The organism is Shewanella sp. ALD9, from assembly GCF_002836315.1.
Lineage (GTDB): Bacteria > Pseudomonadota > Gammaproteobacteria > Enterobacterales > Shewanellaceae > Shewanella.
The window spans coordinates 1,086,421-1,100,623 of sequence record NZ_PJCD01000003.1; the positions used below are offsets into that span (position 1 = coordinate 1,086,421).

Sequence of the window (14,203 nt, forward strand, 5' to 3'; positions counted from 1 at the left end):
AGCGTTTCAAGCGTTGTGCTAACCAAGGTAAATAACCAACGTTTAATCGCGTTGATCTAGCAAACTATTTTAGCTTTAGCATCGCATAACGTGTTGACTACAGGTTAGGCAATTACTTAGTGCGCTTCCAATAGATAAACGCCACAATGGCCACAAGAGCTATGGCGGGTGTTAATTGAATAAAATGGTGAAACAGTCCAACACCACCATGTCCCTCATGCGCCATAGCAATAGATGGAATAGTGGCAAGGATAAAGGCAATTGATAAGTATTTCATGGTGTTGTCCTTGTATTTGTAAGGTTACTCTGGTTATTAGGTTAGGGTATTTCAATATAACGCTTTGATAAAAATTGTGTTATGTGTCCATGACAAGCTGCATTAACATCATGTCTTCACCGTCAATCACGGTGGTTTTATTTGACTGGCAAATGGGGCAAACAATGGTTCGTTCATCTACTTGCGATTGTTGTTCGCATTGATTGCACTGCAACATTAATGGCTGAACATTAATAATTAATCTTGCCTCATGACAAACACTGTCTAATTTAAAAGTTTCAAAAGCTGTCGATAGTAAGGTTGGCTCAACGCCACTTAACACCCCAATTTTTAGTTCAACTTGCTCAATTCGTGTGGCTTTATGCAGCTGTGCAAGCGCTTCGCATTGTTCCATTAATGACATCACAATCGAGTATTCATGCATTAACAAATCCTTGGCAGTAATTCACCTTGTGGTAAATCTAAATAGCGACTGCTGCCCCAAGGTGTTTGTAGCACCACTTTGCCAGGATGGCGTTCAGTAACATGGCCAATAATTGCTGCGTGTTCGCAGTGGCCATAGCGCTGCATAACTTCAATAGCCCCTTCGGCGACATCCATTGGCAATGCCATAATAAAGGTGCCCTCATTGGCTAAATCGAAAGGTTCAAAGCCAAATAACTCACATAAGCCTTTTACTTCATCACAAATAGGAATGCTGGCTTCTTCAACATCAATGCCAATGTTCGAAGCTTTGGCCCACTCATTTAGCACCGCAGATAAACCACCGCGAGTCGCATCTCGCATGGCATGAATATCGATATTTGCCACCAGCAGTTGTTCAACAATCGGCCATAGCGTATCGCAGTCACTGCACAACTCAGATTCAAGTGTTAAGCCATCACGGGCCATTAAAATTGCCGCACCATGACATCCAATGTCACGAGAGACAATAATGGCGTCGCCCACTTGTAAATTACGCACTGAAATATTCGGATGTAAAATACGCCCTACACCAGAGGTATTAATAAATAGCCCGTCAGCACAGCCTTTAGGCACCACTTTAGTGTCGCCGCAAACTATCCGCGCGCCTGATTTGTGTAATTCAGCAGCCATGCTATTCACAATAGTGGTTAAGTCATCCAGTGGAAAACCTTCTTCAATAATAAAACTACAGCTTAAATATTCGGGTTGTGCAGCCATCATGGCTAAATCGTTTACCGTGCCGGCAATAGCGAGTTTACCGATATCGCCACCAGCAAAAAATAACGGTGAAACGGTAAAAGAGTCAGTGGTAAAAGCAATATGACCACACATATTCAGTTTGGCCGCGTCTTCTTGCGAAGTTAAAATCGGATTATCAAAGGCTTTAAAAAACAAATCGTGGATCAATTGATCCATTTCTTTACCGCCACCACCGTGGCTAAGTTGAATCGTCTTTTTAGATGGCATGATTAACTTCTCCATAGCGGTAATAAGCATTACACGCGCCCTCTGAGCTAACCATGCAGCTGCCCAGCGGTGTTTGTGGTGAGCAGCCACGGCCAAACACTTTGCAGTCTTTAGGGTTGGCTAAGCCTCGCAAAATATCGCCACACATACAGGCTTTATGGTCATCAATTTCGGTTGTCGGCAATACTTTTGCATAAATGCGTTCGGCATCTCGATGATGATATTCAGGACGCAGTGTCAGTGCCGAATTAGCAATAGGCCCTAATCCACGCCAGCGAAAGCTGTCGCGGACCATAAAATATTTGTCGACAAGTTGTTGTGCAGCAATATTGCCCTCGTAACTCACAGAGCGGCTGTATTGGTTATCTAGCTCTGCTTTGCCTGCCACTTTTTGGCGCACAATACGTAAAATAGATTCCATCACATCTACCGGTTCAAACCCAGACACCACAACAGGGGTTTTGTATTGGTCGACTGTAGATTGGTAGATTTGAGCCCCACTAATCACGCTGACGTGAGCAGGACCGATAAAAGCGTTCACTTTACTGCGGCTATCAGACATCACTGCATCAATGGCGGGTGGAACCAGCACATGATTAATATGAAACAAGATATTGTCTATTTTCAGTGCTTCAGCCTGTGCCAGTAAGGCGGCAGTCATTGGCGTTGAGGTTTCAAAACCAATAGCGAAAAAAATCACGGTTTTGTCAGGATTATCTTGGGCAATTTTTAAGGTATCCAATGGATCGTATATAGGCCTAATATCGCAGCCTTTAGCGCGAAACTGCGCCAAGCTGCCCATTGAACCTGGCACTCTGATCATGTCGCCCAAGGTGACTAAAATGGTATCAGCTTGAGAGGCAAGGGTAGCGGCATGGTCAATTCGCTCTTTAGGCATAACGCACACTGGGCAACCCGGACCGTGAATAAAGTGAATATTGTCGGGTAAAAGCTGTAATAAACCGTACTTCATAATGGTATGGGTGTGGCCACCACACACTTCCATAATGTTTATTTGCTCAGTCGTTTTAGCCGCTTGTTGAGCTATCAATTGCGCTAAATGACGAATAGTCTGAGGATCTCGAAACCCTTGATAAAAGTCATTTAGGCTAATCATTGCTCAGACTCCAATTCCATCTCAGCGACAATTTGTTGATATAAATCGAGGCTTTCTTGCGCATCATTGTGGTCAATTTTATTCATCACAAAACCGATGTGAATCAATACGAAGTCGCCTAACGCCAACGGATCGCATATCAAATGACAACTCACACGACGTTTAACACCAAGCGTATCAACAGTGACTGTTGCATCGTCATGAATTTCAACTACTTTTGACGGTACTGATAAGCACATAGCTAATATTCCTTATGTTCATCAAACCACGTTGCTAATACTTTCATCGAATCAGGATTTTTCACTGATACAACGAGTAATTCCACATCTGGGTTTAATTTACTTAACTGTGCTTTGGCTTCGTCAATACTAAAGTCAAAGTAAGGAAGTAGGTCAGATTTGGTGATAACCACTAAATCTGCTCGGCGGAACATCACCGGATACTTCTCAATTTTATCGTCACCTTCAGGCACTGATAACAACACAATATTTTTATGGGTGCCAACATCATAACTGGCAGGACACACAAGATTACCGACGTTCTCAACGAAGCAAATATCAACATCATCTAAATTAATGTGATGCAGTGCACCGTGAACCATAAATGCATCGAGGTGACAGGCAGAGCCAGTTTGAATTTGATAGGCGTTGATACCCTTGGCAATTAAACGGTCGGCATCGCGTGAGGTTTCAAGGTCGCCTTCGATCACGGCATAGCGAGCATCAAGGTATTCATGTAAACATTCTAAAAGACTGGTTTTACCGCTGCCAGGACTACTCATTAGATTAAAGGCACTGACCTGATGAGCCGCAAAATGATCACGATTATGTTGTGCTTCGACATCATTTTTATCCAATATTTTATGGATAACCGCTAAGGTCTTTTTATCGTTAAGCTGAGGATTACTATGAAGAGTATGGTCATGATCATGGGTAATTGAACAGCCGCAATCTTTACACATGTTATGTTCCTTAACCTTGTTGTTATTCTTATTAACTAGTGTCGGTTAAGTGGATTAAGGATTCTTTGATACACATCAGTTTTTGCAATAAACACTGTGAACAACAGTGTTATTGCGTTAATTATGTGACCAAAGCCACAATTATCTGAAGGTCAACATTGATGTAGCATTGCAGCGTTAGCGATACCGGCTGCTAGCCGGATTATGATAAAAATTAATCTATTCAAGTTACTTACAGTGGTTAAATTGTCATTAGTATTTGATACACCTAAGTCTAAGTCTAAGCCTACGCCATGTGATGTATGGCATACCACAATTGACCTAATGCAATACCACCGTCATTAATGGGAATATGGCCACTGGGCAAAACTTGCCGTTGGCCACGTTTACAATCATTAATGCACTGGCTTAGTAAGGTTTTGTTTTGAAATACACCACCACAAAATACCTGCGGTAACTGGGGATATTGTTGCCCAATCTTATCCAATTGCTGGCTAATCGCATTGATAAAATGCCAACATATTTGTTGGTTAATTAAAGGGTTATGTGAGATTTCCACAGCACAGTTCACCAACTGAGTGATAAAGTCGCTACTGTGCCATTGAATCGGTTGTGAGTCAGTGTCGCTTATGGTGTTGAGTGTTACAGGTAAAGGTTCAATATTTGACTTGCAATTATAGGCATTGGCTGCCGCTTCAATCATCATTCCCGCTTGGCCTTCGTACTGCGAGCTACCAATAAAGCCTAACGCCACCGCAAGAGCATCAAATAAACGTCCAACGGAACGACATTCAATACAATGGCTATTGTTACGCCATAATTGATACAAATTAGTGACAGTTTTGCTGCCCAAATCGGCTATAGCGGCAATCGGGAGTAAAAGTACTTGTTCAAGCGGCATCTGTTCAAACAATAATGCCAGCAGAATTCTAACCGGGTGTTTAATGGCTTGTTCACCGCCAATGAGCTTAAAGCAACTAAAGTGGGCCACAGTGGTAAAACCGTTAACATCAGCCAGCATCACTTCGCTGCCCCATAATGCACCGTCATCACCTAAGCCTGTGCCATCAAAACTGAATCCTAATACTTGCTCAGTGCGTTGGTGCATCGCCATAACCGACAAAACATGGGCGAAGTGGTGTTGTATGCCAATACAATGAGATGGCAAAAGGTGATGTTCCGATTGGTAATTTTCCGCCCATTGTGTCGGCGCATATTGCGGGTGATTATCATGCACAATATGACTCGGGTTGAAGTCATACAAACGCTTAAACGTCGCTAAGCTTTGGCTAAAATATTGCTCTGCTTCAAGGCTGAATAAATCACCAATGTGCGGTGATACAATCAAATTATCGGCAAAACCAAATGCGACCGTGTTTTTTTGTTGTGCGCCAACAGCCAACACGCTGTTTTGGCTGTTTGATAGCATTGGTGTATGCAAATTAATGGTTAGCGGCGCATAACCGCGAGCCAATCGAATCACTTGCAGTTGCCCGTCAATCACTTGTACCACACTGTCATCACAAGCATTAATAATCGGCCGATTATGGTCGAGTATCCCATCAACTACATGGCTTAAATACTGTTCAATGTCAGCCTGATTACCAATAATGGGTTCACCGCTGCGATTGGCGCTAGTCGCTACAATGGGTTTCTGTAATCGCTGCATCAATAAATGATGTAATGGTGTGTAGGGTAAAAATACTCCAAGGCGATCAATACCCGGCGCTAGCAATGGACTCAGTATGATCGGCCCATTATTTGATCCATCATCTTTACCATTACCACTGTTATCATTACTAACAACACGTTTGGTCATCAAGGTAATCGGCTTCTCAGGGCTGGTTAACACTTGCCATTCCGTTTCAGTACCGCTGACACATAATTTTGCTTGGGCTAAGTTGGTCACCATTATCGCTAATGGCTTAGCGAGGCGTTGTTTACGTTCGCGCAGGGCTGCAACCGCATCGTTATTGGTGGCATCACACACCAAATGAAAACCGCCTAAACCTTTAATGGCGATGATGCCACCACGGTTTATCATTTCAACGGCTTGCTCTAATGCTATTAACATCGATGAATCATAAAGACATTCAGCATGAGCATTGATGACGCTAAAGGTTAACTGTGGGCCACAATGTGGGCAACTGACAGGTTGGGCATGGTAGCGTCGATTCATTGGGTTGGTATAAGCGGTGTGGCAATCTTCGCACATCTCAAAATCAGCCATGGCGGTGTTGCATCGGTCATAAGGCAGGGCGTTGATAATGGTATAGCGCGGACCGCAATTGGTGCAATTAGTAAACGGATATTGATAGTGACGGTTTTGAGGGTCATTAATGTCGTTAAGACAATCTCGGCAAATACTCATGTCGGCCGAAATAGCCACATTTGCATGCTCGTCAGATGAGGCATGGCTTTCAATAATACTAAATTGGTCAAACAAACTTAATTGAGTTTGATGAGTAACCTCAATGGCATCAATTCGCGCTAATGGCGGAGGAGATTTAGCTAATGTATCGATAAACTGTTCAATCTGTTCGCTATTACCCTGTAAAACAATCGTCACCCCAAGGTGATTATTTAGCACACTACCGAGTAAAGTTAACTGATGTGCCAAACGAAACACAAAGGGGCGAAAACCAACCCCTTGTACAATACCTTTAACAATAATGGTAACTTGCTGTAATGGTTTCATAAGGACTCAATCTCATACAAGGATAAGCAATAACTGATATACCTTAAGATACCTTTTATCCACGTCTTTGTTTGAGATATAGCCCACCAATTGCGATATTAACGCCATCTAAATCCAGTAATGGATTAACCAGCAGCGGAAAGTTTTTACCAATGCGTAATTGCACCCGATCAGTTAACACCGGATTAGCAAATTCGCTTCCTGCAATCACTAATTGTTTTACGCCAATATTTTGATCTAAATGTTCAACCCAATGGCTTAAGTAGTCGGCAAACGAGTCATGAAATGCAAACGCAAGTTTTGCTAAGTTAGTCTCGCCTGCCAACTTGAAACTCATTAACGAGCCCAATGTTTTACACCAATTAAGGCTACGATGTGCGGCACCTTTGGTGAGTGGAAAGTCAATGCGTGGTGCATTGTTGCCATGATGCGCCATCGCTAAAGCAATAAATTTATCGGCAAGTTCGGTTACCGTCACACGTTGAGCGGTTTCTACTGGATAGGCACCAATAATCAGGGTAGCAACAGCCATTAGCTGAGACAATGCACCATCGTTGGCTTGAATGTGCAGGTCCAATAATTGATTATATTCGGCGGGAAATAATTGTTTAAACTTATCTAACAGGCTTTTTTGAGGAGACTCAGACAAACTATGACAAATCTCATAACCTGTTGTCGGCAACGTCGGTAATTGGAAAAATAACTCAGGCTTACTTTGGCTGTCGAGGGTGACAATTTGGCAAGTATTATGTTGGCTGAAATACAATACCGCAGCATGCTTAACAAATTGTGCTTTATGATGATTTTTATTGGGGTCACAGCGCAGTACCGCGGCATTTAACGCACATAAGCTGGTAGTCATATCGTTAGTGATCGTGCTCGAATCATCTGCGCAAGAGCTCGCTAAAACAGCTGGCACAGCTAACGGTAAAGCTGACCGTGAATTAGAAGGTTTAGCATCGTTGTCACTCACTCGCCAATTAATGTCAGTTTTAGAACTTTGAACCGTAAACGTATGCAGATCATCTTGGTAATGATGCTCATCATGCAAACAGGTTACGTTAGTGGGTAACGGTATGGTGCCATTACCTAGGGTGGTAATGGGTAACCATTGTTGATTAACACTGGCCAAACGCAGCGGCTTATTGAGCAAGGCTTCTTGGCTAGTATGCAGGTCAATATCATGAGTGACATGCAACCAATTAATGCCTTTTTGGCGTAACACTTCCGTGAGTATCACTAACAAACGATTTTCAGCAAATTGAATTTCATACAGCGGCGCTAATAAACTGGGGTGATCACTACTTGGTCGCACTCTTAGTAACGGTTTTTCGATGCTAGATAATGCCAACACTTGGCTGTCATTAACAATAAAATGGCTATTCAAAGAATTCGGATTACAGACTAATATTCGCGGCCGTTGATATTTTATTGTTGTGGTTATTGCGGTTATAGGCGCATTGGTCTGTGATGAGTTTATGCGTTGATCATCTGCATTTGGCGATATGGTCGAGGGTTGTATGGTTGAGGAGAATATGGCCGCGGGTGGGGTTAACCACAACGTGATCCCAAGAATAGGTAAGGGTAGAGACTTATGGCTTAGTAGGCGGTTTGCCATCGCGGCGATGTCGGCCTGAGTTAACGATTTTTCATCGCGACTGAGTTTTTCATGTCCCATACAATGATGACATTGCAGATTAATATCACCAAAAGAGGGGTGTTGATTATCGCCAAATTGTGGTTGGCAATGCTGACAAAAATACAGCGGTAAACCAGAATAAAGCGGTTTTATCTTAAACGGTTTTCGCTGTCCGCTGTGTTGCTCAATCCGCTGAATGTGGGTGTCAAGTAACCAAACGGATAACAAAAAATCACTGGCAATCTCATCGGCTAATGCTTCAAGTTGCGCTTGCGTAGCAAAGGCCTCAATAAAGTAACGTATTTTACTGGTTTGAGGCTCGGATTCAGCACCAATACTGATATTAAATTCGTTACGCTCCAGGTATTGATTACACAAGTGCTCATATAAGGGCACATGGCGTTGGCATACAAAATCAAATCGAATGTTATGCATCGACATAGCAACCTCGCTTATAGGCGTCAGGAATCACCTCATCAATAGTAATATCAGCCACAATCTGCTGGCTAAACCCTAAGTCGGTCAAATGGGTTAACAGAGCATGTTCCATTAGCGGAATGGCGGCATGTAAATGTGGTGTAAGCCCCAAAGTCATTGGCTCAATCACAGTAGGGGTAACGCCTAATACAAACGTGTGTGGTCTATCACCCACAATGTCCATCATGTTGAGTGTTTGCAGCATTTCCACTTCATGAGCACTGCCTTGCCAATCGATTTCAGCAGGGGCGTGATCAAAATCAAAAAAGTACACTTCACCGGGCTCCACACCAACACTATTCACCGTATCGACCACAATCAAATGGTCGTACTGGCTTATCATCGGAATAAGGCCTTGAGCTAGGGTGCCACCGTCGACAATATCTATGCTGTCAGTTTGGTGGCTGAATTGGTATTTGTCTTTGATATAATTGACAAAATGTACGCCGACTCCTTCATCGGCGTACAATACATTGCCTATACCTAACAGCAATATTTTTTTCACAATTATTCATTCATCCTATTTATGTACTTTGTGATAGTCATAACCAGACACAATAGAGTCGACTGAATTATGTTTAAAGCGAATACCAGACCACACCGCCATATACATGTGGATCACCACAAAGATGATGAAGGCCCATGTTAAGTAATGATGATAAATCCGCAGTGGCGCTAAACCACCACAGAGGCCGGTTATCCATGCCGATACATCACCGAGCATTCCGCCAATACCTAAATGGTACACATTGGCGTAAAGCACTAAGCCGGTGATACACATAATCAAGGCGACAAACGAAATGGCCACATAGGTCATAAACTGTAATGGTCCGTAAACGCCGGCTTTGTCTAAACTGCCCATCCAAAAGTAGGATTTTATTTGCGATATCCAGCTTCGAGGCGATAGCACATCTTTAAATGATCGTCTTTCATTGTTAATACGACTAAAGAAAAACAAGTAAAAACGCACTAAGGTAATACTGGTTAACAAAAATCCAAAAATGATATGGGCAAAGCGGATCCAACCTTGTACCAATACATCAGTGCTGGCAGGCGCCACTAAAAATGGCCACGAGATATAAAATCCGGTGATCACTAATACCAAAATGGCCAGAGCGCGTAACCAGTGAAATATTCGAATCGCTGGAGTAAATATCAGCTGCCGATTATGGGTTGCAATATGTTCCATACTTTTATCCCTCCTACTCCATTACCTCTGATTAAAACCCATTTGGATCAATTTTAAATTGACCTAGGGTGTGTTTCTTGTAATCCATCACGTGAACGGAACACGCCATACAAGGATCAAAGGAATGAATAATGCGAATGACTTCTAACGGCTTAGTTGGGTCTTCAAGTTTCAAACCAATCAACGAAGCTTCGTATGGGCCCATTTTACCGTTAGCATCCACAGGGCCTGCGTTCCAGGTTGTAGGAACCACAGCTTGGTAGTTTTCGACTTTGCCATCTTTAATCCGGATCCAATGACTTAACATGCCGCGAGGGGCTTCAATCATCGAATAACCTTCGTAAACACGGTCTGGGTCTATTTCAGGTTTAACGTAAGTAGACTGATCCGACTGTATATTCACCAGTAAAGCATCAAAGGTTTGCAAACTGGCCTGGCCAACCAACACCGTTTGCAACATACGTGCAGCAGTACGGCCTAAAGTGGTAAACAATGCTTCAAGAGGCAAACCAGTGCGAGCTAACAAACCATCAACCGCATTGACCACAACTTGATTGCCACGGGCATAGTTAACCAACAAACACGCTAGTGGACCCACTTCAATCGGTTCATCTTGGTAACGCGGAGACTTAACCCACGAGTATTTACCATCGCCATTAATGGTGGGCAATTTGCCATACACAGTGTCGCGCTCAATAAACCCGGTGTAATCAGGAATGGTGGTTCCTTGATATGGATGTTGCGGACCATCAGCTTTATACCAGGCGTGAGTCACATCTTCTTTAATCAAGCTCGGGTCGATATCCAATACATTGGCTAAATCACCGTTTAAAATGACCCCTTGGTTAAATAAGTACTCGCCATCGGTTGTAATAAAATCTTCACCGCACAAGAAACTGTTAACATTTACGCCGCCAAGTACACTGGCTTCTGTACCAAATGCTTCTGCTGCCATCACAATATCGGCTTGGTAAGCTCGCTCAATAAAGTCTTGCACGATAGCGTGCTTTTGTTTCCATTCTTGTAAACGGGCAGGGCTTAACATGTCTCGTACTGAGGTTATGCCGCCCACAACAATAGACTGTGGATGTGGCGATTTGCCGCCAAAAATAGCTAACATTTCAGCTGCCACACGTTGTACTTCAAGTGCTTTTAAATAATGCGATAACGCAATGAGGTTTTGCTCAGGGGTAAAACGATAAGTACCATTACCCCAATAGGCATTGGCAAATGGACCCAGTTTTCCGGTTTCGACCAAGCCTTTCACTCGTGCCTGTACCGCTTTTAATTCACCTTCACCGGCAGCAATCGGTGCATCAGAGTAATTCATTGCCACTTTAGCCGCTAAGGCTGGGTCGGCACTTAATGCTGATACCACATCCACCCAATCCAAACCATGTAGATGATAAAAATGCACAATATGATCATGCATGTAGAGTGATGACTGCATTATGCTGCGCAGGTATTTAGCATTAAGTGGGATCTTAACCCCAAGGGCATTTTCAACTGCCTCAGTACCGCAACGATAATGCGAATAGGTACATACGCCACAAATACGCTGCACAATTAAGCCCACATCCATTGGAGTTCGGCCTTTTAAAATAACCTCAATACCTCGCCATAAGGTCGACGAAGACCAAGCCTTGGTAATGACATTATTGTCATCCACTTCAACTTCGACACGTAAATGGCCTTCGATACGGGTGATAGGGTCGATAACGACACGTTTACTCATGATTATTCCTCCAAAGGCTTAGCAAATACGCTAGCAACTGCATGGGCGCCAATACCAACAACGGTAGCGCCTAAAATGACCGCACCAATGGTGTCTGCGGTGGCATCTATGCCATGTAAAAGTTGGCGTCCTAGCGGTTTTTCAAAGTCCGCCATGTCATCCCAAAAATTCGGCTCAGAGCAACCCATACAGCCATGACCCGCTAACACCGGCCAACTGGTGTGATGGTTAAAACGCTCAGTAGGGCAGTTGTTATAGGTATATGGGCCTTTACAGCCGACTTTATAAAGGCAGTAACCTTCTTTAGCACCTTCATCACCAAATTCTTCAACAAACTCACCAGCATCAAAGCGCCCACGACGTTCACAGTTATCATGTACCCGTGCGCCGTAAGCCCATTTAGGACGATTAAACATATCCAGTGCAGGTAACTTACCGAACATAATGAAATACATTAGCGTGCCAACAATGTTCTTTTCGCTCGGAGGGCAACCGCCTAAGTTAATCACAGGTTTATCGACCACTTCGTAAACACCTTTTGCCCCAGTCGGGTTAGGTGCAGCGGCTTGTACACCGCCAAAAGCAGCGCAAGTACCAACGGAGATAATCGCGGCAGCATTTTCCGCTGCTTCCTTAACAATGTGTAAACCCGTATGACCTTTACAACCCACGGTTAAAAAGGTGCCGTTATTGGCGGTAGGGACCGCACCTTCAACGGCCAGCAAATACCGACCTTTGTAGGTTTCAAGAGCGTTTTCTAGGTTCTCTTCTGCTTGCCAGCCAGAGGCTGCCATTAAGGTTTCGTGATATTCAAGCGAGATATGATCGAAAATCAATGTGTCGAGGTTGGGCGTGTCGGTACGAATTAATGACTCAGAACAGCCAGTACATTCGGCTAAATGTAACCAAATTAGCGGCACTCGGTCGGCTAATTCTGCCGCTTCGGCAACCAGATTACTAAAGGGTAGGGGCAAGGCAAACATTGCAGTGACCGACGCGGTCCACTTAATGAAGTCTCGACGAGATATCCCAATGTTGGCCATTTTTTGTTGTAGTGACACGGGCTGACGTTGGGCAAATTGGCGTAAATAATCAAGGCGGTCTTGACCCTGTTTATAAAGGGCTGCATGTGTGTCCATGTTGATACCTTCTGCTTAAGTTAGCTCAGTGGCTAATAATTAGTTGCAATCCATCGGTATCAATATTAAAACTCAGCCAAAAATGGTCTTTGATGTAAATCAACTTGTAAGATATTTCCTTAGCATATGTAGGGCTATATCGTCGAATACATGATGTTGATCAAGTTAACAAAAATGAAATCGGACAAATTGTCGCAGATCACCATTTTATTGACGTTATTATTTATAGACTTGCTGATGTTGGCGAGTTAAATCTTGTTCAATCTAGTTGTGTGCGGAGCGGATGCTCGTTGGATACTTATCACTAGCCATCTCCGCCACAGGATAACGTCATGGTTAAACGGCTAATAACTGTTCTGCTTATTATGAGTGAACTTGTCATCCGTTTACCAAATACAGAGCAGGTATCATTGATTAAAGAATGCTAATAATGACAACGTACAGCGAAGTAAGCTGGACAAAAAATGCTAATTTATCCATAAGATAAACTCACAATTTGATTAGACACGGCTTTAACTTTGCGTGTTTTTATAACATTATGACAACAACGATGTGTTTTACTTAAACATCAATGACGTTAACTATGACGTTAACTATGACGTTAACTATGACATTAAAAGGATGTTACTCACCCATGAGAGCCACTTATCTATTTTTGTTATGCTCATTGCTTGTGCCGACAGTTGCCAGCGCAAACAACTTACCAAACTTCCTCACGGCAGACTCTGATAAAGAGTACCGTGCAACAATTAATCATTTACGGGGTTTATTACCCAAAAATGGCATTGCAGAAATATTGCCTGGGTTAGCCTCACCGTATGGTGTGCTTGATGTGCATCCAACAAAATTTACCTCTGCAGAGGATAAAAATGATTTTGCTAACTTCAATTTAGGTGTAATGAGTCACGCGATATTTAAAGCCGATCCCCAATTTGTCACCAGTTTGCCCAATAGAGTGCTGTGCAATGAAAAATCATGTCGAGACCAAAGGGTTAAGGCCATCAACATATTGCTGATAGAGCAAGACGCAATCAGTCGTTTTTTTAAGGACAACGTCGATATCACTATTGTTCAGCGCTCAGATGATAATGTATTTAGAGTCAATAATGCATTTTTCACCCCCGCAGGTATTATTCAATATCAACCGTCAGCGGTAGCTGGGTTTGTACCTTCAGCCGATGCCACATATTTTAAAAATGTCACCAATATAGAAGCGTGTGATTTGTGCTCATCACGCTCAGCTAAGGTAAGAGACATTATGGCCAAGCACCACATTGCCGCGATGGTTAAAGAAAGTGACGGCGTAATAAATATTATTTTCGATGGTATCAGTAATAATCATTGGGGAGTTAAGCTAAGCGACAACTCAGATGTTAAGCCGGTAAAAGGGCAGCCAAATGGTTTGGGGTATCGATATGATGATGTTATAGCGATAACACCAACTGTTATTTACTACCAAACTAACTAAAATGATCACCAGCTAAAATATTCACTTCAATATCACGTCAATATTGCGAATATCGATTCGCATAAAACCATT

13 protein-coding genes are annotated in these 14,203 nt (G+C 43.0%); 1 reads left to right on the forward strand and 12 read right to left on the reverse strand.

Annotated features, from left to right (window positions below):
• Positions 1-112 precede the first annotated feature (112 nt).
• The 12 genes from CXF88_RS21985 to hyaA all read right to left on the reverse strand — a co-directional run bounded on the left by CXF88_RS21985 (position 113) and on the right by hyaA (position 12,663).
• Positions 113-277 carry a hypothetical protein gene (locus tag CXF88_RS21985; protein ID WP_011637570.1) on the reverse strand — a complete coding sequence of 55 codons (165 nt, stop codon included), beginning with the start codon at positions 275-277 and terminating at the stop codon, positions 113-115.
• 79 nt (positions 278-356) lie between these two features.
• Entirely contained in the window at positions 357-701 is a 345-nt protein-coding gene (locus tag CXF88_RS12300) for a hydrogenase maturation nickel metallochaperone HypA (protein ID WP_101087095.1), read from the reverse strand.
• Complete coding sequence (hypE, locus tag CXF88_RS12305; RefSeq protein ID WP_101087096.1) at positions 701-1,708, reverse strand: hydrogenase expression/formation protein HypE; 1,008 nt, start codon at positions 1,706-1,708, stop codon at positions 701-703. Before hypE ends, CXF88_RS12300 begins: the two co-directional genes overlap by 1 nt.
• Positions 1,698-2,825 carry a hydrogenase formation protein HypD gene (gene hypD / locus CXF88_RS12310; RefSeq protein ID WP_101087097.1) on the reverse strand — a complete coding sequence of 376 codons (1,128 nt, stop codon included), beginning with the start codon at positions 2,823-2,825 and terminating at the stop codon, positions 1,698-1,700. The genes hypE and hypD overlap by 11 nt, the downstream gene beginning before the upstream one ends.
• Positions 2,822-3,064: a HypC/HybG/HupF family hydrogenase formation chaperone gene (hypC, locus tag CXF88_RS12315; protein WP_011637566.1), complete on the reverse strand. Its 243-nt coding sequence runs from the start codon at positions 3,062-3,064 to the stop codon at positions 2,822-2,824. The genes hypD and hypC overlap by 4 nt, the downstream gene beginning before the upstream one ends.
• Positions 3,065-3,066: 2 nt before the next feature.
• Positions 3,067-3,786 (reverse strand): hydrogenase nickel incorporation protein HypB, encoded by a 720-nt coding sequence (gene hypB / locus CXF88_RS12320; RefSeq protein WP_059743617.1) that lies wholly within the window; start codon positions 3,784-3,786, stop codon positions 3,067-3,069.
• A 286-nt stretch (positions 3,787-4,072) separates the two neighbouring features.
• Entirely contained in the window at positions 4,073-6,484 is a 2,412-nt protein-coding gene (gene hypF, locus CXF88_RS12325; RefSeq protein WP_101087098.1) for a carbamoyltransferase HypF, read from the reverse strand.
• A 55-nt stretch (positions 6,485-6,539) separates the two neighbouring features.
• Positions 6,540-8,564: a NiFe hydrogenase gene (locus CXF88_RS12330; RefSeq protein ID WP_157822795.1), complete on the reverse strand. Its 2,025-nt coding sequence runs from the start codon at positions 8,562-8,564 to the stop codon at positions 6,540-6,542.
• Positions 8,551-9,105 (reverse strand): HyaD/HybD family hydrogenase maturation endopeptidase, encoded by a 555-nt coding sequence (locus tag CXF88_RS12335; protein ID WP_101087100.1) that lies wholly within the window; start codon positions 9,103-9,105, stop codon positions 8,551-8,553. Before CXF88_RS12335 ends, CXF88_RS12330 begins: the two co-directional genes overlap by 14 nt.
• A gap of 15 nt (positions 9,106-9,120) precedes the next feature.
• A complete protein-coding gene (cybH, locus tag CXF88_RS12340) occupies positions 9,121-9,789 on the reverse strand; it encodes a Ni/Fe-hydrogenase, b-type cytochrome subunit (protein ID WP_101087101.1) in 669 nt (222 codons plus the stop codon).
• Positions 9,790-9,820: 31 nt separating this feature from the next.
• The gene (gene hyaB, locus CXF88_RS12345) at positions 9,821-11,524 is read right to left on the reverse strand and encodes a nickel-dependent hydrogenase large subunit (RefSeq protein WP_101087102.1); all 1,704 of its coding nucleotides are present in this window, start codon (positions 11,522-11,524) and stop codon (positions 9,821-9,823) included.
• Positions 11,525-11,526: 2 nt separating this feature from the next.
• Positions 11,527-12,663 carry a nickel-dependent hydrogenase small subunit gene (gene hyaA, locus CXF88_RS12350; RefSeq protein ID WP_101087103.1) on the reverse strand — a complete coding sequence of 379 codons (1,137 nt, stop codon included), beginning with the start codon at positions 12,661-12,663 and terminating at the stop codon, positions 11,527-11,529.
• Positions 12,664-13,297: 634 nt separating this feature from the next.
• Here hyaA and CXF88_RS12355 point away from each other — a divergent pair.
• Positions 13,298-14,131, forward strand: coding sequence for a hypothetical protein (locus tag CXF88_RS12355; protein ID WP_101087104.1), 834 nt, complete (start codon positions 13,298-13,300; stop codon positions 14,129-14,131).
• Positions 14,132-14,203 lie beyond the last annotated feature (72 nt).

Excerpts from the sequence above, each read along its gene's own strand:
- hyaB (WP_101087102.1), bottom strand. The coding sequence starts at position 11,524 with ATGAGTAAACGTGTCGTTATCGACCCTATCACCCGTATCGAAGGCCAT.
- CXF88_RS12330 (WP_157822795.1), bottom strand. The coding sequence starts at position 8,564 with ATGTCGATGCATAACATTCGATTTGATTTTGTATGCCAACGCCATGTG.
- CXF88_RS12355 (WP_101087104.1), top strand. The coding sequence starts at position 13,298 with ATGAGAGCCACTTATCTATTTTTGTTATGCTCATTGCTTGTGCCGACA.
- hypB (WP_059743617.1), bottom strand. The coding sequence starts at position 3,786 with ATGTGTAAAGATTGCGGCTGTTCAATTACCCATGATCATGACCATACT.
- hypD (WP_101087097.1), bottom strand. The coding sequence starts at position 2,825 with ATGATTAGCCTAAATGACTTTTATCAAGGGTTTCGAGATCCTCAGACT.
- cybH (WP_101087101.1), bottom strand. The coding sequence starts at position 9,789 with ATGGAACATATTGCAACCCATAATCGGCAGCTGATATTTACTCCAGCG.
- CXF88_RS12300 (WP_101087095.1), bottom strand. The coding sequence starts at position 701 with ATGCATGAATACTCGATTGTGATGTCATTAATGGAACAATGCGAAGCG.
- hyaA (WP_101087103.1), bottom strand. The coding sequence starts at position 12,663 with ATGGACACACATGCAGCCCTTTATAAACAGGGTCAAGACCGCCTTGAT.
- hypF (WP_101087098.1), bottom strand. The coding sequence starts at position 6,484 with ATGAAACCATTACAGCAAGTTACCATTATTGTTAAAGGTATTGTACAA.
- CXF88_RS21985 (WP_011637570.1), bottom strand. The coding sequence starts at position 277 with ATGAAATACTTATCAATTGCCTTTATCCTTGCCACTATTCCATCTATT.
- hypC (WP_011637566.1), bottom strand. The coding sequence starts at position 3,064 with ATGTGCTTATCAGTACCGTCAAAAGTAGTTGAAATTCATGACGATGCA.
- hypE (WP_101087096.1), bottom strand. The coding sequence starts at position 1,708 with ATGCCATCTAAAAAGACGATTCAACTTAGCCACGGTGGTGGCGGTAAA.